The organism is Bartonella sp. MR63HLJHH (assembly GCF_042194155.1).
In the GTDB taxonomy this organism is placed as follows: Bacteria; Pseudomonadota; Alphaproteobacteria; order Rhizobiales; family Rhizobiaceae; genus Bartonella; species Bartonella grahamii.
Genome location: NZ_JBHIMN010000005.1, coordinates 88,887 through 108,149, shown reverse-complemented (window position 1 = coordinate 108,149; position 19,263 = coordinate 88,887). Strand labels below are relative to the sequence as shown.

The window sequence follows — 19,263 nt, the reverse complement described above, 5'->3', positions numbered from 1 at the left end:
TTTTTTTTTGCCAATGGAAACTATTATATCTTAAAGGTAAATTTTTATAAAACTCGATTTACCTGAGGTATTTTATCTAATGATATATAATCACTTTTTTAAGAGTTTTTTTTTCCGTAAAGTTCAAGGCGGTGATGAATAATATCATAGCCAAGGGACTTTGCAATTTCCTCTTGAAGCTTTTCAATAACATCAGAATGAAACTCGATAACTTGTCCTGTTTCTATATCAATGAGATGATCATGATGTTGACCATCTGCTTGCTCAAAACGAGATGGACCACCACTAAAGCTATGGCGATGAATTGTTCCATTTCCTTCTAATGTTTTCATGGTTCGATAAACAGTTGAGAGTGAAATACTCGAATCTATTTTGTTTGCACGCTGAAAAATTTCAAATGCATTGGGATGGTCATTTGTGTCAGTCAAAATATCAAGAATAACTCGTCGTTGACGTGTTACTCTTAAACCAGCTGTGCGCAATTCTTGCTCATAATTTCGCTTTTTATTCATTTTCATAGTTTGCTTTTCAAACAAAGGCTCCATGACAGTGTTTGTATTTTTTCTCTGAACCGCAAGGACAACGCTCATTACGTCCAACTTTTCCCCATGTGGTTATATCATTAGGGTCACGATCTTGTGGATTAACAAATCTATTTTCTTGTGATCGTGCCCATAAGGTGGGAGCATTTTCTTGACTTTGATCATTAAAGACAGAAGAAGTAGCATCAGTTTGCTCAGGCATGATCGGTTCTGTAGGTTGTTGAATGATTTCAAAGCGCATAAGCTTAGAAGTGACAATTCGGCGCAAATTTCTCAACATACTTTGAAAGAGTTCAAAAGATTCTGTCTTATATTCATTGAGCGGATCCCGCTGCGCATAACCACGAAAACCAACAACAGAACGCAAATGGTCTAAACTCACCAGATGTTCACGCCATAACGTGTCAATAGTTTCGAGCAATACTGCCTTGTGAAAATAAGCCATAACCTCTGGAGAATAGCGTTCAGTACGTTCATTTTCAAGTTTTGTAACAGCATCTGATACACGCTCCAAAATTTGCTCCTCGGCAATTCCATCTTCTTTTGCCCACTCTTCTACTGGAAGCTCAAGATTAAAGAGTTGTTGAAGTTCTTCTTCGAGAGTTTTTACATCCCATTTTTCAGAATATGTCCCTGATGGAATATAAGCCTCTACGAGATCCTCTACGACTTCATTGCGCATTTCAAGGATCATTTCTGATAAATCATCTGCGTTCATGATCTCCATACGCTGTTCAAAAATAACCTTGCGCTGATCATTCATGACATCATCATATTTTAGCAGATTTTTACGAATTTCAAAGTTTCGTGCTTCGACCTTTTTTTGTGCTTTTTCAAGGGCTTTATTAATCCATGGATGGATAATAGCTTCATTTTCTTTCAATCCAAGTTTTTGCAGCATACCATCCATACGATTGGAGCCAAAGATACGCATAAGATCATCTTGAAGAGAGAGAAAGAATTTTGAGCGACCTGGATCGCCTTGGCGACCAGAACGTCCACGAAGCTGGTTATCAATACGACGGCTTTCATGACGTTCCGTTGCAATGACGTAAAGACCACCAGCCGCTAAAGCTTTGTCTTTAAGCTTCTGAACATCTTTTTTTATTTCTTCAATTTTAGCTGTCCGCTCTGGACCTTCGGGGATATCCTGTAACTCTTGTCGGATGCGCATTTCAACATTACCACCAAGCTGTATATCCGTACCGCGTCCTGCCATGTTGGTTGCGATGGTGAGAGCTCTAGGAACTCCTGCTTGCGCAATGATGTATGCTTCTTGTTCGTGATAGCGAGCATTTAAGACTCTAAAATCGGTAATGCCTTCTTTTCGCAAACGCTCTGCCAATTGTTCTGATTTCTCAATAGAGGTTGTTCCAACAAGAATAGGCTGTTCTTTTTCATGTGCTTGACGGATATCACGCACAATTGCCCGATATTTCTCTTCTGCTGTTCGATAAATTTCATCATCTTCATCAATACGTTGTATTGGCAAATTTGTAGGGACTTCGACAACGTCAAGACCATAAATATTTCTGAATTCTTCGGCTTCTGTTGTTGCAGTTCCAGTCATTCCAGATAATTTTCTATACATACGGAAGTAATTTTGGAAAGTGATGGAAGCAAGTGTCTGGTTTTCTGGTTGAATAGCAACATGCTCCTTAGCTTCTAACGCTTGATGAAGTCCTTCAGAATAACGTCGCCCAGGCATCATTCGCCCTGTAAATTCGTCAATAATAACGATTTCATCATTGCGAACAATGTAATCTTTATCGCGAGCAAACAGTTTATGAGCTTTTAGAGCATTATTGACATGATGAACGATAGCGACATTTTCTATGTCATAAAGACTTTCACCTTTAAGATGTCCAGCTTGTTCGAGCATTTTTTCAATTTTTTCAGTACCAACTTCGGTAAAAGTCGTTGTTTTTTGTTTTTCGTCTATTTCATAGTCTTCTGGAGTTAAGGCAGGAATAAATGTATCAATAAGATTATAGAAGTCAGTACGATCTTCTAGAGGACCAGAAATAATAAGGGGTGTACGGGCTTCATCAATAAGAATCGAATCAACTTCATCAACAATTGCGTAATGATGTCCACGTTGGACCATTTGACTACGATCGAAGGCCATATTATCACGCAAATAATCAAAACCTAGTTCATTATTTGTGGCATAGGTGATGTCGCATGCATAGGCCTCTCGGCGGGCATCACTATCAAGATCATGAAGAATCACACCTGTTGTAAGCCCTAGAAAACTAAAAATTTTCCCCATTGTTTCAGCATCACGACTGGCGAGATAATCATTTACTGTCACAACATGAACGCCTTTACCTTCCAATGCATTGAGATAAATTGGTAAAGTTGCCATTAATGTTTTACCTTCACCAGTACGCATTTCAGCTATGCCACAGTCGTGAAGGACCATTCCACCAATAAGTTGCACGTCAAAAGGACGCATGTCATAAACACGTTTTGCGGCTTCACGAACAGTTGCGAAAGCTTCTGGTAAGAGCAAATCAACACTTTCACCTTCACTAAGACGTTTACGAAAGGCATCTGTTTTTTGGCAAAGCTGCTCATCACTTAATTTTACAAATTGTTCTTCCAAAGCATTAATTTGTGCAACTTTTTGGCGGAGTGCTTTGAGACGTCGCTCATGAGCTGAACCAAAAAACTTACGGGCAAAAACACCTAAACTGACCATCTCTGGCCCTTTCTTTTAATTGTTGTCACTCTTGTTGGGTAATTCATACGCTTTCCCCATACTCTACATTTTCTTCAAGTTATCTGATATGATTAGAGACATCATGGAATGCAGATGGTACCATTATACTTGTTGGTGTGCAATTTTTCACTTTAATTGTAAAGTAGAGATAAGAGGCTAAGCGCTCTATGTCAACTTTAGGTACGCTATTTAACTGATACAATACAAAGTAATTTAAGATACAATATGTCATTTTTCTCTATTATCATGTTTTCATCTGCATTAGATAGGATTGGAGCAACTCAGATAAAAGGACAATTTTATACTTTTTTAAAATAAAATTACTAATTTATTTCTCTATGTTTAAAGGTTAAAGTGTTATGGTAAAGAAAATTGGAATCTTGAACCTGCCTTCATTTTTAAGGAGTATATTTATGAAATTTAACTTTATCACGCTTTTTTTAGCATCAACTTTATTGGCAAGTACAAGTTTAGGGGTGAGAGCCCAAGAAGGTTTGAATTCATCGTCGAATGATTTAAAGACTTTGGAGAAAGCTTCTGAAAAAGCCGTTTCTCCTTCTCATGTTATGGCGGTTATTGATGGGAAAAATATTACAGCAGGCCAATTGGATGATTTAGCGCTTGAAATAAATCCTAATTTAGCACGTTTTCCTGATGAACAACGCCGTATGATGGTTCTAAAAGCTTATTTAGATATGCAGGCACTTGCAAAAGCAGCAAGAAGCAAAGGTCTTGATAAGACAGAAGCTTACGATAAACGTATGGCAGTCATGCGTGACAATGTTCTTCAACAGCTTTATTTTAAACAGGCGATTGTTGACAAAATCTCGGATACTGATTTGGAAGCTCTTTATAAGCAAGAAGTCGCTGCTTTACCTAAAGAAGATGAGGTTAAAGCGCGTCATATTTTGGTCAAAACGAGAAAAGAAGCAGAAGCTATCATTAAGCATTTAAATAAAGGCGAAAATTTTGAAGAGATTGCAAAGAAAAGTTCAACAGATGGTTCTGCTGCCGTTGGGGGTGATCTTGGTTATTTTAGTCATGGTCAAATGGTCAAGCCTTTTGAAGATGCTGCATTTGGTTTGAAAATTGGCGAATACACTAAACAACCCGTTGAAAGTCCTTTTGGTTGGCATATTATTAAATTAGAAGATCGTCGTTTGAAACAACCTCCTGCATTTGATGATGTTAAAGAGATGTTACGGACACAGCTGATAAAAAAGCGCTATCAAGAACTGATTGTTGATTTGCGTAGCAAGATGGATGTGAAATACCCTGATCCTAATGTTACAAAAATCATGGAATCGCTTCATCAAAATGGGACGCTACTTCCCGATGAGACATCAGATGAAGAAGATACAGAATAGCTAGGAAAAATAAGTGGATAGCCTCTTTAATAGATAATTTGCTAGGTTAGTTTTGTTCAAAAAGCCTAGCAGTTTTCTATGAGAGGTTATTGATCTGCAATCATTTCATTTATTTTTACAGAGAGCATATTGTGGTTTTGAAAATTTCTCCTTTATCGCCTCAAAAGATCCAGGAGCTTTCTCCCTTATCTGGGGTACGGATAGCAACAGCTGAAGCTGGGATTAAATATAAAGATCGTACAGATCTTCTTTTCATCATATTCGATAAGCCAGTGAGTGTGGCCGGTGTTTTTACCCGTTCAAAATGTCCGTCTGCTCCTGTAGAGCATTGTCGTGCATCGCTTCCTCATGGGGTTGCGAGGGGTGTTGTTGTGAATTCTGGAAATGCAAATGCTTTTACAGGAAGCAAAGGAAAGCACACAACCAATGAAATCATCTGTGCAGCAGCGAACGCTTTAAAGGTTAGAGGAGATGAAATTTTTATAGCTTCTACGGGGGTTATTGGTGAGCCAATGGATGCTTCTTGCGTTGTGAATCTTTTACCAACTATGGCAGAGACAGCAGAAGAGGGAAATTGGTTGGAAGCTGCAAAAGCCATAATGACAACGGACACATTTCCAAAACTTTCTACACGCAGATTTGATTGTGGAGGCGAGACTGTCACCATTAACGGGATTGCAAAAGGTGCTGGTATGATTGCACCCGATATGGCGACAATGCTGTCGTTTGTGGTTAGTGACGCTACTATTTCTTCGGATGTACTCCAATCCATGTTATCAGAGGCAGTTGAGGGTTCTTTCAATTCAATTACTGTTGATAGCGATACCTCAACTTCAGATACGCTTATGTTGTTTGCGACAGGAAAAGAACATTTCCCATGTCTTACAAGTAAATCTGATCCGCGTTATGGAGTTTTTGTGAAACAATTGAGTGCACTTTTGCATGAACTTGCACTACAAGTTGTTTGTGATGGCGAAGGTGCTCGTCATTTAATTGAGGTTAATGTGATGGGGGCTACAACAAACAATGCAGCTAAAACTATTGCTTTATCAATTGCAAATTCACCGCTCGTAAAAACGGCTATTGCTGGTGAAGATGCGAATTGGGGGCGGGTCGTTATGGCAGTTGGGAAGGCCGGTGTTGAAGTCGATCGTGATCTATTGACGATTTGGTTTGGTGAGCATCGTGTGGCCGTGAATGGCGTACGAGATCCTGAGTATTGTGAAGAGACAATAGGTACTTATATGCAAGGTAAGCACATCACAATTCGTGTTGATATCGGTTTAGGTAAGAGCACGGCGACGGTTTGGTCTTGCGATTTAACAAAAGAGTACGTTATGATCAATAGTGATTACAGAAGTTAAAGGATGCACTCTCTATATTTAACTGCCGATTATTTTTTTAAGAGAATGAGATATGTGAGTTCTTTTTGAGGTAAGGGAATATACTAGAAAGAGACAGTTATCTTTATATTCTCATTGGAGAGTGATATGTGTATAAAAAGTTCCCTTCTTCTTGTTGTTGCATGTGCACTGTTAGATCAAAATAATCGTGTTTTGCTTACCAAGCGTCCTGAAGGAAAATCGCTGGCTGGTTTATGGGAGTTTCCTGGTGGAAAGGTTGAGCAAGGTGAAACTCCAGAAATTTCATTGATTCGTGAACTAGAAGAAGAGCTTGGTGTGTATGTTCAGGCAAATAATTTATTACCTTTAACGTTTGCAAGCCATAGCTATGCAACATTTCACCTCTTGATGCCGTTGTATCTTTGTTATCATTATGAGGGAGTTGCGCAAGGACGAGAGGGGCAAAATTTAGAATGGGTTTTTGTTAATGATCTTGATAAATACCCTATGCCTGATGCTGATAAACCATTGGTTCAGGTATTGAAAAATCATCTTCTTTAATGTGTTATAAGAAGAAAACATTGTTTAAATATAATTCAATATATTGATTTAAAATGATAATTTATAATTTTTATGTTGAATGTAAAAGTCCAGAGTCGTAATTTTTTTTCATTTCAAATATGAGAGATAAAGAAAAAATCTCCATAAATAAGTATATAAACGAGAAATATAAATAATATGAGAAAGATATTATTTTTTATAGGAGGCATGTATTAAGTTTCTTGCATTGGACGACGTTTTGCGATGGGATATTGATTTTTTTTAGCTATACGCGTAATTGCCTCTTCTAATGGCTCGATCATAACGTCCATGGAAAAACCATTTGCATGAATAATATTTTCATGATCAACCATAATAGCAACATGATCTTTCCAAAAAATTAAATCGCCTCGTTGAAGTTTATCAGTATCTGTAAGAGGACTGCCTATAGTTTCTTGCTGCATATCGGTGTCACGTAAAACTATTTGATCAGTCATCATCATAGAGAGTTGAATGAGTCCCGAACAATCAATTCCAAAACCGCTGACACCACCCCAAAGATAAGGTGTACGGATAAAGGTTTCTGCAACTGTGACATAATCTTCGTATACACGTCCAATGGGGCTGAGATGGCTCGTAATGATTGCTGTTCCATTTTCAAGAATAGAATACATTGTGTCACGGACTTCAATTTCATCAACAACACTGACTTTGCTTCCCATAGATAACGGAGACACTATTGGTCCACGTAAGTCAGCGTGTGAATATTTAAATGTACGTGGGACTGAAACTATATGCGTTTGTTTTATAGTTGATGTACAAAGGGCTGTTGTATCAATATAACCAACATAACCATCTTTAAGGGATTGCCCCCACGACATCGTTTCCCCTTGTTCAAAAATGAGAAGTTCTTCTCCCAATAAGCATTCTGTTTGTCTTTCACTTTTTTTACTATTTTCTTTAAAAAGTCCAGCGACCGCTGTATTAACACGTTTTTTTTCACCTTGAACAAAGCGCTGGGCTGTAATTTCTGTTTCAAGACGTTGATCCGCTAGATCATCTCTGAATGCATAAAGCCTTGGGTCTTTAGAGGTCATCTTTTTGCTTCCATTTTGTTACTTCTTACTTTTAAACAAACTCATGAAAACTCTATTGGTAAGTTTTTTATCCTCAAACAAAACTAAGGACACAGTTTAAGACGATTGCAATTATTCTTTAAGATGTAAAATTGTCTATCTTTGTGGATATTGTGTGTCAAACTTCATTTTTAAAAATATTATAAAGGGCACGAATAGTTTGTGCTGATCCACCAATAGGGTATCCTGGTTTTTCTTTTGGAACCCATCCATAAAGATCAAAATGCGCAAAATGTTCAGCTTTTTCAACAAAAGAATTAAGAAATAAAGCAGCCGTTATAGAGCCAGCAAAGCTATTTCCAGTTACATTGTTAAGATCAGCAATTGGTGATGATAACATCTCTTGGTAAGGTTTCCAAAGGGGCATTTGCCAAAGAGGATCAAAAACAGCGTGAGCAGATTCAGAGATTTGTTGTGCCCATATTGAATCATTGCAATAAAATGCGGGGAGATCTGGTCCTAATGCTATACGCGCTGCCCCTGTTAAAGTAGCCATACAAAGCATGAATTGTGGACTTTCTTCATCACCATAGGCGAGCGCATCGGCAAGGACAAGTCGCCCTTCAGCATCTGTATTACCTACTTCAACACTTAAGCCTTTACGACTTTTGAGAATATCACTTGGTCGGTAAGCATTCGCAGAAATTGCATTTTCTACAGCTGGAATCAAAACACGTAGACGGAAAGGCAATTTGGCATCCATGATAAGTTTAGCCAATCCCAAAACGTTTGCTCCACCCCCCATGTCTTTTTTCATAAGCAACATGTTATTGGCTGATTTAATATCGAGTCCTCCCGTATCAAAAGTTACCCCTTTGCCCACCAACGTTATTTTAGGATGATGTTCTTGCCCCCAGTGTAACTCAATCAGTCGCGGTGCAGTACTGCCTGCTCGTCCTACGGCATGAATCATCGGAAAGTTATGGGTTAAGAGATCATCTCCACAAATACTTTGGACATGAGCACCGTAGGTTTTTCCTAGTTTTCGTGCTTCTTTTTCGAGAGCATCAGGGGTCATATCATTGGCTGGAATATTGATGAGATCACGGACAAAAAAGACAGCCTCATAAATTCGTTGGAGTTCATTAAGATCAACGGCCTCATTGACATGGATAGACAATGATTTGAAAGAAGAATTTTGACGATAGCGATTAAATTGATAGCTACCGAATGCTAATCCAAGATAGGCATTTATTTCATCAGAGGTTGTACCTTCTAAATGCCATTGACCAGCAGGAAGTTTTTGAGCAAGCAGTCCTGTGATAAAGGGATCGTTCCCATTTCCAATTCCAAATAAAACTTTTTTTAAATGCCCCGTTTCGTGAGGAACAAAGAGTATTTGTCCTGCTTTACCAGTAAAGTCATTAACTTTTATCCATGCTGTTGTTGACGCATCAAGTGATAAGTTGGCAAGAGTTCTTTGGTTTACCAAGATGATAGGGCAACTGTTATCGATACGCGTTGAGGTAAAATGAATGTGATAATGCTGCATAGTTATGAGATCCTTATAGTCGTCTAAGTGCGACATACTCGACCAAATGATTTTTTCCTTTTCGTAGAATGAGATTGGATCGTGGTCGTGTTGGCAATATATTTTCTTGTAAATTTTTTAAATTAATTGTTTGCCAAAGATCCTCAGCGATTTTTGAGGCTTCTTTTTCACTGAGCAGGGCATAACGATGAAAATAGGATTCAGGATTTTGAAAAGCTGTTTTACGCAAACGTTTAAAGCGCTCTAAATACCAGTGACGAATGACTTCTGTTTCGGCATCGACATAGATTGAAAAATCAAAAAAATCTGATACGAAAGGAATAGCTTTTCCATCTTTAGGAAGATCACTGACCTGTAATACATTAATACCTTCAACAATTAAAATATCAGGACGGTCAATGGTAATTGTCTGATTTTCTAGAACATCATAAGTCATATGTGAGTAAAGCGGGGCACGGACATTTCCGATACCTGCTTTTATAGCCGAAAGAAAGCACAGCAATTTTTTAATGTCATAGGAATCAGGAAATCCTTTACGATTCATACGATTTTTTTGCTGTAAGATTGCATTAGGATAGAGAAAACCATCCGTTGTGATCAGATCAACTTTAAGACTAGATGTCCATCGTTTCAACAGTTCTTGAAGAATGCGAGCCGTGGTTGATTTTCCTACTGCTACAGAACCAGCAATTCCAATAATAAAGGGCGTTTTTCTACTCTCTTCTTGATGGAGAAACTGCTGACGTTTGTGAAAAAGTTCCTGTACTGCTTCAACATGGCATGATAACAAACGCGATAAAGAAAGATAAATGCGTTGGACTTCTTTAAGATCGATAGGATCATCAATAGAGCGCAAACGCTTAATTTCATCAAAAGTCAAAGTAAGAGGTGTGTCTGCACGAAACTCTGACCATTCTTGTGCAGTAAAAACACGATAGGGTGAATATCGGTCAGAAACGCATTTGACCAGATTATCTTCCTGATTAATTTTTTGTATAATCGTATCAATCATTTGTATTGGTCGAGAATTTTTTGCCGCAGCAATCGATTAAAATTGGACAGATGAGCGGCTTGATTTTCAAATAAATTTTGTTTTGCATGCTCTCTTCTTTAAGATAATAGATCATTTTTCATTAACTTATAGTCCAGTCATTCCAGTTTGCACGGATTTGTGCTAATGAGTGCCCTTGCGCTAAAAAAGCCCATAAAAGTAGACGCGCTTTTACGGCTGATAAATAACCAGACATGAGAGCACCAGAAGCAATCATATCGATTTCTGAGCCTTTATAGCCATAAGTTATACGAGTTGTTGAGCCATTACAACAACGACTAGCAATAATGATTGGTATTTTTTGTGCATATTGTTGTACAAGGTCTGCTTCTTGAAAACTACAGTGTCCTGCACCAAAACCAGCAATAACAACTCCAGCATAATACCCACTTTCAAGGCATAGCTTCATTAATTGTGCATCAGATGATAAAGAGGAATAGAGGAGTGCAATTTGATGATCGTGGTTTTGGGGAAGATCAAACGTCGTCGGAAAAAGCTTTTGATCATTGAAATAAATAAGTTTTCCCTCTAAAATAGTTCCTAAAATACCTGCAAGACCTGATTGAAATGTTTCGACTTTGACGGTATGGCTTTTATAGAGCCAATAAGGTGAATGAATTGTATCATTTATGACAACAAGAACGCCCCTGTTACGACTTTGTGGGGCTGCTGCGACACGAGTGGCTGCTAAAATATTGGCGGGGCCGTCTGCGCCTGCTTCATGAGGCATGCGCATAGCGCCGGTTATGATGAGTGGTTCAGCTTCCTTCCAATAAAGAGAAAGAAAAAAAGCTGTTTCTTCCAGAGTATCAGTCCCTTGTGTTAAAACAATACCTTCTGCACCAGCATTTATTTGTTGTTTTGCCCACTCGATTATTTCAAAAAGAATTTGAAACGATAAAGATCCACTTGGTATTTGCATTAATGTTTGTGCATGAATATCAGCAACGTTATTTAAATCAGGAACACTTTTTATGAGGTTATCTGAAGTTAAAGTCGGTTGCATGTGACCAAAACGATCAGCAGTCATTGCAATTGTTCCACCTAAGGTCCCTATGGCTATTTTTTTCATAATTTTCCTCTAAAAGGCACAAACTGTTTATATAAAGCTATTTAGCAGTAATTTACATTGACAACAATGATATCATTTTTCCATTTTCAACAAATTGAGTTATGCTGAATCATTGTGTTTTGCTGTATATGTTCTTAAATAGGACAATAGTAGTTGAGTTTTACATTGTATGAAAAGAAATCAATATTAAAAAGTAAAGTTAATATTAAGGAGTCTCCTTATGACAGAACATAAGCCAGACATAATGTATGGTACAACAATTATTACGGTACGAAAAGGTGGAAAAGTCGTGATGGCCGGTGATGGTCAGGTCTCTCTTGGGCAGACAATTATGAAAGGTAATGCACGTAAAGTGCGTCGTCTTGGAAAGAACGGAGTGGTTATTGCTGGTTTTGCAGGTGCTACGGCAGATGCTTTCACATTACTGGAAAGATTGGAAACAAAGCTTGAGCAATATCCTGATCAGCTTATGCGTGCATGTGTAGAACTTGCAAAAGATTGGCGAACAGACCGCTATTTGCGTCGTCTCGAAGCAATGATGCTCGTGGCTGATAAGAAAGTAACTTTGGCTCTAACAGGGCTTGGTGATGTTTTAGAACCAGAAGATGGGGTTATGGCAATTGGCTCTGGAGGAAATTTTGCTCTTTCAGCAGCGCGTGCACTCATGGACTTGGATTTGGATGCAGAAACTATTGCTCGTAAAGCTATGGCTATTGCCGCTAAAATTTGTGTTTACACCAATGATCATTTTACGATTGAAACATTGGATGCAGAATTATCTTCTTTAGAGAAAGCTATTTAAATGTGTGTTGTATTTTCCCCTCGTGAGACTGTTTCTGAACTTGATCGTTTTATTATTGGCCAAAATGATGCCAAACGCTCTGTAGCTATCGCACTGCGCAATCGGTGGCGTAGACAACAGCTTGATGAGCCGATGCGTGAAGAAGTTATGCCAAAAAATATTTTAATGATAGGGCCAACAGGTGTTGGTAAAACTGGTATTGCACGTCGATTAGCAAAACTTTCTGGAGCACCCTTTGTTAAAGTAGAAGCGACTAAATTTACTGAAGTTGGTTATGTGGGACGTGATGTTGAGCAAATTATTCGAGATCTTGTTGAAATTGCCATTTCTCTTGTGCGTGAAAAGAAACGGGATGAAATAAAAGAAAAGGCTCACGTGAATGCTGAAGAGCGCGTTTTAGACGCCCTTGTTGGTAAAACAGCCAGTCCCGCTACCCGTGATAGTTTTCGCAAAAAATTGCGTGAAGGTGAATTGGATGAGAAAGAGATTGAAATTGAAGTCGCCGATAATAATAGCAATAGTGCTTCAACCTTTGATATTCCTGGTATGCCTGGGGCACAAATGGGTATTATGAATTTATCAGATATTTTGGGCAAAATGGGTAGTCGTACAAAAGTTCGTAAGACGACAGTAAGGGATGCTTTTAAGCCGCTTATTGATGATGAATCTGAAAAACTCCTTGATCAGGATCAAATTATTCAAGAAGCGCTTCGTGTTGCTGAAAATGACGGGATTGTTTTTATTGACGAGATTGATAAAATTGCAACTAGGGATGGTGGAGCCAGTGCTGCCGTTTCGCGTGAGGGCGTTCAACGTGATCTTTTGCCTTTGGTTGAAGGAACAACGGTTAGTACAAAATATGGGCAAATCAAAACAGATCATATTCTTTTTATTGCCTCAGGTGCATTTCATGTTTCTAAGCCATCTGATTTATTACCGGAACTTCAAGGACGTTTGCCCATCCGTGTGGAGCTAAACCCTTTAACAAGAGAAGATTTACGGCGTATTCTAACGGAACCAGAAGCTAGTTTGATTAAACAATATATTGCTCTTATGGCAACAGAAGAGGTTCATTTGGAAATTACCGATGATGCAATTGATGCTTTAGCAGATATTGCTGTAGATTTAAATGCAAGGATTGAAAATATAGGGGCACGTCGTTTGCAAACAGTGATGGAGCGCGTTTTGGATGAAATTTCTTTCACGGCACCTGATAAAGCTGGAACATCCTTTACAATTGATGCCGCTTATGTGAGAAAATCTATTGGCGAGCTTGCTGCTGATATCGATCTTTCACGTTTTATTCTTTAGAGTTATCGCTTTTTTTCTTTATCTGCGCACTTCGATAATTTTGAAACCATGGGCTTGTTCATGTATCAACACTGTGCGGAAAATATTTTTTAATAATGTTTCATAAGGCAGGTGGCGGTTTGCAACAAAAAGCAGGCTGCCGCTTGGTTTTAGGCACTTTGCAGCATTTATAATAAAATTTTTTCCTAATGAAATATCTGTCGTTTGTTGCGTGTGAAACGGTGGGTTTGAAATGATTGTGTCATACAGATTTGTGATAGGTTCATGCACAAGGTCGTGCCAATAAAAATGAATTGAAAAAGGAGCTGTTATGGATTTAAGGTGCTGTTTTGCCGCTCTCAAAGCGTTGTAGTCTGCTTCATAAAGGTCGAGAGCGGTGAGTTTTTCACTTCTTTCAAGCGCAACGTGAGAAAGATAGCCCCATCCAGCACCAAAATCAGCCGTTTTTCCAGAAATAACTTTGGGCATATAAGAAGCAAGTGCAGCGGATCCTGGATCAATACGTCCGTGTGAGAACATACCAGAAGTGGTTTGAAATTTACCAAAAGTGAGCGGTGGTGAGCGCAATTGTGCAATGTTATGTCTCTCAATTTGTTGAGGAACTTGCAACCAAAATACAAGACCGTGATTTTTAGACAATTTGTTGGTGATGGGAACAATTGTTTTGACCCACTTCATCATTGAAGCAGCACCAGCAGTTTTATTCCCACTGATTACAATCCATCCATTGGGTTTAACGCATTCTAATAAATCAAGAAAACAATTTTGGTTAAAACCACGATATTTGCTCAAATGTAAAAATGCACCATCATAGCTGAAGGTTTTATCTATTTGAGGAGAGCAGTGAAATTGAGTATCGACAAATTTTAAAAAATCTGGTCGCCAAGGCGTAATAACTTTTAAATTCTGTGCCCATTCTGGAGCTGGGATTTCTGTTAAACCGAAACTTAACCAACATTGGTTTGGATTAGGATACGGGAGTTCATGATTTTCAAAAGGCAAAAATAATAACACATATGACTCTTTCAAAGAAAAATGCCACTCCAATGTTGGGATGGCATTTCATGATACGATAAGAGGAAAAACTTACTCTTCTTTTTTCTTGCGGCGGTGCTTATTTTCAGGTTGTTTTTTTTCATCCACGCACTTTTCTTCATTCATCACTTTATCACCGGTGATTTCCTTTCCGGTTTTTTGATCAACAACCTTCATTGATAACCGAACTTTTCCACGCTCATCAAAGCCCATTAATTTAACCCAAACTTTGTCACCTTCCTTCACAATATCGGTTGTTTTGGTGACGCGTTCTGATGCAAGCTGAGAGATATGAACGAGTCCATCACGAGAACCAAAGAAGTTTATAAATGCACCAAATTCTGCAGTTTTTACAACTGTTCCTTGGTAGATAGCACCAACTTCAGGCTCATCGACAATAGAATGGATCCAGTGTTTTGCTGCTTCAATGGTTTTAGCATCAGCAGAAGCAATTTTAATGGTACCATCATCTTCAATATTAATTTTTGCTCCAGTTTGTTCCACGATTTCCCGAATAACTTTACCACCAGAGCCGATAACATCACGGATTTTATCGACAGAAATATTCATAACTTCGATTCGTGGAGAAAATTCACTCAGCTCAGCACGTGCACTGGTTAAAGCTTTTGCCATCTCATTGAGGATATGGATTCGTCCACCTTTGGCTTGTTCAAGCGCGATTTTCATAATCTCTTCGGTAATACCATCAATTTTGATATCCATTTGCAAGGCAGTAATACCATTTTCTGTTCCTGCGACTTTAAAGTCCATATCTCCAAGATGATCTTCATCCCCTAAAATATCAGATAGAACAGCAAAGCGTTCTCCTTCTTTAATCAAGCCCATAGCAATACCAGCAACAGGGCGTGCTAAAGGAACGCCGGCATCCATGAGAGCAAGTGAGGTCCCACAAACCGTTGCCATAGAAGAAGATCCATTGGATTCAGTGATTTCTGAGACAGCACGAATAGTATAAGGAAAAGATTCTTTCGTTGGCAACATGGGGTGAATTGCTCGCCATGCCAATTTGCCATGTCCAATTTCACGACGACCAGGAGAACCAAGGCGTCCCGTTTCACCCACTGAAAATGGTGGGAAATTGTAATGGAGAAGGAATGTTTCCTTATACATTCCCGTTAAGGAATCAACATATTGTTCATCTTCACCAGTTCCTAGTGTTGCAACGACAATAGCTTGTGTTTCTCCGCGGGTAAAGAGTGCTGATCCATGTGTGCGGGGTAAAATACTTACTTCTGATTGGATAGGGCGCACGGTAGAAAGATTGCGTCCATCAATCCGCTTTTGGGTATCAAGAATATTCCCGCGAACAATCTTTGCTTGCAACTGTTTAAATACGGTTGCAATTTGATCTGCACTAAACTTACAGTCTTCTTCTGTTTCGGGCATAAATTTATTGAGGATTTCTGTCTTTAGTGCATCAATTGCAGCATAACGTTCTTGCTTATCAGTAATTGTGTAAGCCTTTCGTATATCCTGTTCTGCCATTTTCTGCATTGCTTTTTCAAGTTCAGAAAGATCTTCAGGAACAAAATCACGAGGATCTTTTGCAGCAACTTCAGCAAGCTTTATAATGGCATCAAGGACAGGTTGAAGGCCTTTGTGACCAAACATCACAGCACCCAACATGATATCTTCCGGTAATTCTTGTGCTTCTGATTCAACCATCAAAACAGCACTTTCTGTTCCAGCAACAACAAGATCAAGTTTTGATTCAGGCATTTCATCGATATGAGGATTGAGAACATATTGTCCATTACAATAGCCAACGCGGGCACCAGCTATAGGCCCTATGAAAGGAACACCTGACAGGGTCAATGCAGCAGAAGATGCAATCATCGCAAGGATATCGGGATTATTTTCGAGATCATGCTGTATAACGGAAACAATCACTTGCGTATCATTTTTATATCCCTCAACGAAAAGGGGACGAATTGGGCGATCAATCAAACGTGAAACCAAAGTTTCATTTTCACTTGGTCGACTTTCACGTTTTAAATAGCCCCCAGGTATTCTACCAACAGCATAGGATTTTTCTTGATAATTAACAGTGAGTGGAAAAAAATCCTGGTCTGGTTTTGGACTTTTGGCTGATACAACGGTTGCTAAGACAATAGTTTCTCCATAGGTAGCAATCACTGCACCATCAGCTTGACGTGCTATTTTCCCTGTTTCAAGGGTGAGAGGACGCCCAGCCCATTCAATTTCTATCTTGTGCGTTTTGAACATTTTTTATCCTTAATGACCAGTGTTTAAATCTTTGATTGCTCACATTCTGGTTTTGCGTAGCATATTTCCAAGCTCTGGGGTGGACAACATACTTTTTATCTTTGTTACGAGAAGAGAGAAGTAAACTGCCTTAAATGCAAAATGATGAGCAGTCCTATCCCATAATAACTTGTCAGTTTTTAAATTTTTTAATTAAAAGCAATACGTTGAAAAAATGGGCGGTTTTTTTTAACACCACCACCATTTTTCTTTTAGCGACGCAAACCTAACTTCTTGATAAGTGTCTGATAACGATTTTGGTCAACTCCTTTAAGATAATCAAGAAGGCGCCGGCGTTGAGACACCATCTTCAAAAGACCACGACGAGAATGATTATCCTTTTTGTGAGATTTAAAGTGGTTTGTTAAATTAGAAATACGTTCAGAAAGTACAGCAATCTGTACTTCCGGTGATCCTGTATCACCAACTTTATTTGCGTATTCTGCGACAAGAGCTTGTTTACGTTCAGCTGTAATCGACATCGTATTATCCTTTCCAAAAACGAAGAAACATAAAGTCACCCATAGCCGAGATGTCGTTCAGCAAGGGTCTGTGAGGAAACAAGAAGAGTCGAAGACTCTTACCTATTTTCGTCCTTATATAGGAAAGAAGGTTAAAATACTAGTCCTTGACAGCATTTTGAAGTCTTTCTTTAAATAAAAGCTTTTGTTTTGAAATATTGATTTAAATAGAGTTTTATGAGAAGTTTTTTTAAGAATTATGCATCCTTTTGATACAAAGATTATGAGCGTGTGTGGTAACAAAGATGATAAATACCGATTTGGAGGAAAAAGATGCAGAGCATTTCAACATTAAAACTTTTTCGTAATTCGGTATTTCGAAATTTATGGTCATCTACTCTTATTTCTAATTTAGGGGGGCTGATACAGGCTGTTGGAGCAGGGTGGTTAATGGCGTTGATCAGTTCTTCGCATTCCATGGTGGGGCTTGTTCAAAGTGCCACAACATTACCACTTGTTATGTTTTCTTTGATGGCAGGGGCATTAGCGGATAATTTTAATCGGCGTCAAATTATGTTGTGTGCGCAGATTATGATGATGGTCATATCCATGAGTTTATCTGTTTTAGCCTATATGGGATTTCTAACACCTTGGCTTTTGTTATGTTTTACGTTTTTGATTGGATGTGGTACAGCTTTTTATAATCCTTCTTGGCAAGCAACGATAGGAGATATTGTGAGCAGGGAAAATATTCCTGCTGCTGTTAGTTTGAATAGTGTAGGCTTTAATTTGATGCGGAGTGTTGGTCCTGCTATTGGCGGTGCCATCATTGCAACTTTGGGGGCATCTGCTGCTTTTTTGTTTAATGCTATAAGCTATATTCCTCTTATCGGTGCGTTATTTTTCTGGAAGTCGAATTATAAAAAAAACTCATTGCCACGAGAAAGGCTGTTAGGAGCTGTCTCAGATGGTTTGCGTTATGTTGCGATGTCACCTAATCTCCTGAGTATTATGGTTCGAGCGTTCCTTTTTGGTATAGGAGCTATTTCTATTTTAGCACTTTTGCCAATTGTTGCGCATAAAGTTCTTGGAGGAAGTGCCCTTCTTTATGGTACATTGCTCGGTTGTTTTGGGTTAGGAGCCATGATAGCAGGTATTATTAATGCAGTTGTACGGCATCATTTTCGTTCAGAAACAATTATTGCAAGTGCATTTATTGGTTTCGCCTTTTCTTGCTTTTTATTGGGAATCAGCCGTTCACTAATTATAAGCCATATCGCTTTATTTCCTGCAGGTTTATGTTGGGTTTTGGCATTATCATTGTTTAATACATCTGTACAACTCTCTACACCACGCTGGGTTGTTGCACGTTCTTTAGCACTTTATCAAACGGCGTCTTATGGGGGGATGGCTATTGGAAGTGCAATCTGGGGAGGCTTAGCTGATGGTTATTCTCCAACAATTGCTTTGAGTATCTGTTCTCTATTCTTGATTTTTGGTGCTCTTGCGGGGGTAAAATTTAGAATTCAAGAAATTCCTCAGATAGATTTAAATCCTCTTGATCATTTTAGAGAGCCGGAACTATTACTCGACCTCAAAGCAAGAAGTGGTCCGATCATGATAATGATTGATTATCAAATTCATGAAAATGATCTCGAAGAGTTTCTCAAAGTGATGACGCGTCGACGCCATATCCGGTTACGTGATGGTGCGCGTCAGTGGGTCCTTTTACGAGATCTTGAAAGACCTGAATATTGGACAGAGGCTTATCATATGCCAACATGGGTGGATTATTTACGCCATAATCATCGTCGTACAAAAGCGGATGCAGAAGTCAATAAGCGTTTGCGTCATTTAAATTGTGCTCCTAACGGCATAAGAGTGCATCGTATGATTGAACGCCAAACAATACCCCAAGCCAATGAGATGCTTTTAAAAGCCTCCTCTGATCATCTCCCTTAGGGTTAAAACAGTTTTTGTAAAATATTAAATACGTTAGTTAATATTATTTCGATCGATTTGTTAGCATAATCATAACAAAAAATTGCTGTTTAAATGGTTAATAAATTGATTTATAATGATTATTTGTCGTTTTTCATG

Annotated in this window: 15 protein-coding genes; 6 read left to right on the top strand and 9 right to left on the bottom strand. The window is 38.6% G+C overall.

Features of this window, described 5'->3' with window-relative positions; all coding sequences use genetic code 11:
- Window positions 1-98: 98 nt before the first annotated feature.
- Complete coding sequence (locus tag ACFIKQ_RS04700) at window positions 99-590, bottom strand: Fur family transcriptional regulator (protein WP_026500203.1); 492 nt, start codon at window positions 588-590, stop codon at window positions 99-101.
- On the bottom strand, window positions 529-3,246 hold the full coding sequence (gene secA / locus ACFIKQ_RS04695; RefSeq protein WP_375636001.1) for a preprotein translocase subunit SecA: 2,718 nt from the start codon (window positions 3,244-3,246) through the stop codon (window positions 529-531). Before secA ends, ACFIKQ_RS04700 begins: the two co-directional genes overlap by 62 nt.
- Before the next feature lie 434 nt (window positions 3,247-3,680).
- Between secA and ACFIKQ_RS04690 the strand changes: the two genes are divergently transcribed.
- The 3 genes from ACFIKQ_RS04690 (at window position 3,681) to mutT (ending at window position 6,538) form a co-directional block, all read left to right on the top strand.
- Complete coding sequence (locus ACFIKQ_RS04690) at window positions 3,681-4,634, top strand: peptidylprolyl isomerase (RefSeq protein WP_273787784.1); 954 nt, start codon at window positions 3,681-3,683, stop codon at window positions 4,632-4,634.
- A 131-nt stretch (window positions 4,635-4,765) separates the two neighbouring features.
- The gene (gene argJ, locus ACFIKQ_RS04685; protein WP_375636000.1) at window positions 4,766-5,998 is read left to right on the top strand and encodes a bifunctional glutamate N-acetyltransferase/amino-acid acetyltransferase ArgJ; all 1,233 of its coding nucleotides are present in this window, start codon (window positions 4,766-4,768) and stop codon (window positions 5,996-5,998) included.
- A 126-nt stretch (window positions 5,999-6,124) separates the two neighbouring features.
- Window positions 6,125-6,538 carry an 8-oxo-dGTP diphosphatase MutT gene (mutT, locus tag ACFIKQ_RS04680; RefSeq protein WP_012754616.1) on the top strand — a complete coding sequence of 138 codons (414 nt, stop codon included), beginning with the start codon at window positions 6,125-6,127 and terminating at the stop codon, window positions 6,536-6,538.
- Window positions 6,539-6,750: 212 nt separating this feature from the next.
- On the opposite strand, the gene ACFIKQ_RS04675 is transcribed toward mutT, so the two are convergent.
- The 4 genes from ACFIKQ_RS04675 to ACFIKQ_RS04660 form a co-directional block, all read right to left on the bottom strand.
- Window positions 6,751-7,614, bottom strand: coding sequence for an NlpC/P60 family protein (locus ACFIKQ_RS04675; RefSeq protein WP_375639199.1), 864 nt, complete (start codon window positions 7,612-7,614; stop codon window positions 6,751-6,753).
- A gap of 157 nt (window positions 7,615-7,771) precedes the next feature.
- Entirely contained in the window at window positions 7,772-9,145 is a 1,374-nt protein-coding gene (locus tag ACFIKQ_RS04670) for a M17 family metallopeptidase (RefSeq protein ID WP_375635997.1), read from the bottom strand.
- A 13-nt stretch (window positions 9,146-9,158) separates the two neighbouring features.
- Complete coding sequence (gene coaA / locus ACFIKQ_RS04665) at window positions 9,159-10,157, bottom strand: type I pantothenate kinase (RefSeq protein ID WP_012754619.1); 999 nt, start codon at window positions 10,155-10,157, stop codon at window positions 9,159-9,161.
- 121 nt (window positions 10,158-10,278) lie between these two features.
- Entirely contained in the window at window positions 10,279-11,268 is a 990-nt protein-coding gene (locus tag ACFIKQ_RS04660) for an asparaginase (protein WP_012754620.1), read from the bottom strand.
- Between the two features lie 220 nt (window positions 11,269-11,488).
- Between ACFIKQ_RS04660 and hslV the strand changes: the two genes are divergently transcribed.
- Both hslV and hslU read left to right on the top strand, forming a co-directional pair.
- Window positions 11,489-12,070 carry an ATP-dependent protease subunit HslV gene (gene hslV, locus ACFIKQ_RS04655; RefSeq protein ID WP_012754621.1) on the top strand — a complete coding sequence of 194 codons (582 nt, stop codon included), beginning with the start codon at window positions 11,489-11,491 and terminating at the stop codon, window positions 12,068-12,070.
- Window positions 12,071-13,381: an ATP-dependent protease ATPase subunit HslU gene (gene hslU, locus ACFIKQ_RS04650; protein ID WP_012754622.1), complete on the top strand. Its 1,311-nt coding sequence runs from the start codon at window positions 12,071-12,073 to the stop codon at window positions 13,379-13,381.
- An 18-nt stretch (window positions 13,382-13,399) separates the two neighbouring features.
- On the opposite strand, the gene ACFIKQ_RS04645 is transcribed toward hslU, so the two are convergent.
- From ACFIKQ_RS04645 to rpsO, 3 genes are all read right to left on the bottom strand, one after another.
- The gene (locus tag ACFIKQ_RS04645; protein ID WP_375656056.1) at window positions 13,400-14,395 is read right to left on the bottom strand and encodes a class I SAM-dependent methyltransferase; all 996 of its coding nucleotides are present in this window, start codon (window positions 14,393-14,395) and stop codon (window positions 13,400-13,402) included.
- A gap of 72 nt (window positions 14,396-14,467) precedes the next feature.
- Window positions 14,468-16,663: a polyribonucleotide nucleotidyltransferase gene (pnp, locus tag ACFIKQ_RS04640; RefSeq protein WP_375656055.1), complete on the bottom strand. Its 2,196-nt coding sequence runs from the start codon at window positions 16,661-16,663 to the stop codon at window positions 14,468-14,470.
- A 251-nt stretch (window positions 16,664-16,914) separates the two neighbouring features.
- Entirely contained in the window at window positions 16,915-17,184 is a 270-nt protein-coding gene (gene rpsO, locus ACFIKQ_RS04635) for a 30S ribosomal protein S15 (protein ID WP_005774142.1), read from the bottom strand.
- A 312-nt stretch (window positions 17,185-17,496) separates the two neighbouring features.
- Between rpsO and ACFIKQ_RS04630 the strand changes: the two genes are divergently transcribed.
- Complete coding sequence (locus ACFIKQ_RS04630; protein ID WP_375635993.1) at window positions 17,497-19,125, top strand: MFS transporter; 1,629 nt, start codon at window positions 17,497-17,499, stop codon at window positions 19,123-19,125.
- Window positions 19,126-19,263 lie beyond the last annotated feature (138 nt).

Excerpts from the sequence above, each read along its gene's own strand:
- ACFIKQ_RS04700 (WP_026500203.1), bottom strand. The coding sequence starts at position 590 with ATGAGCGTTGTCCTTGCGGTTCAGAGAAAAAATACAAACACTGTCATG.
- secA (WP_375636001.1), bottom strand. The coding sequence starts at position 3,246 with ATGGTCAGTTTAGGTGTTTTTGCCCGTAAGTTTTTTGGTTCAGCTCAT.
- ACFIKQ_RS04690 (WP_273787784.1), top strand. The coding sequence starts at position 3,681 with ATGAAATTTAACTTTATCACGCTTTTTTTAGCATCAACTTTATTGGCA.
- mutT (WP_012754616.1), top strand. The coding sequence starts at position 6,125 with ATGTGTATAAAAAGTTCCCTTCTTCTTGTTGTTGCATGTGCACTGTTA.
- ACFIKQ_RS04675 (WP_375639199.1), bottom strand. The coding sequence starts at position 7,614 with ATGACCTCTAAAGACCCAAGGCTTTATGCATTCAGAGATGATCTAGCG.
- ACFIKQ_RS04670 (WP_375635997.1), bottom strand. The coding sequence starts at position 9,145 with ATGCAGCATTATCACATTCATTTTACCTCAACGCGTATCGATAACAGT.
- coaA (WP_012754619.1), bottom strand. The coding sequence starts at position 10,157 with ATGATTGATACGATTATACAAAAAATTAATCAGGAAGATAATCTGGTC.
- ACFIKQ_RS04660 (WP_012754620.1), bottom strand. The coding sequence starts at position 11,268 with ATGAAAAAAATAGCCATAGGGACCTTAGGTGGAACAATTGCAATGACT.
- hslV (WP_012754621.1), top strand. The coding sequence starts at position 11,489 with ATGACAGAACATAAGCCAGACATAATGTATGGTACAACAATTATTACG.
- hslU (WP_012754622.1), top strand. The coding sequence starts at position 12,071 with ATGTGTGTTGTATTTTCCCCTCGTGAGACTGTTTCTGAACTTGATCGT.
- pnp (WP_375656055.1), bottom strand. The coding sequence starts at position 16,663 with ATGTTCAAAACGCACAAGATAGAAATTGAATGGGCTGGGCGTCCTCTC.
- rpsO (WP_005774142.1), bottom strand. The coding sequence starts at position 17,184 with ATGTCGATTACAGCTGAACGTAAACAAGCTCTTGTCGCAGAATACGCA.
- ACFIKQ_RS04630 (WP_375635993.1), top strand. The coding sequence starts at position 17,497 with ATGCAGAGCATTTCAACATTAAAACTTTTTCGTAATTCGGTATTTCGA.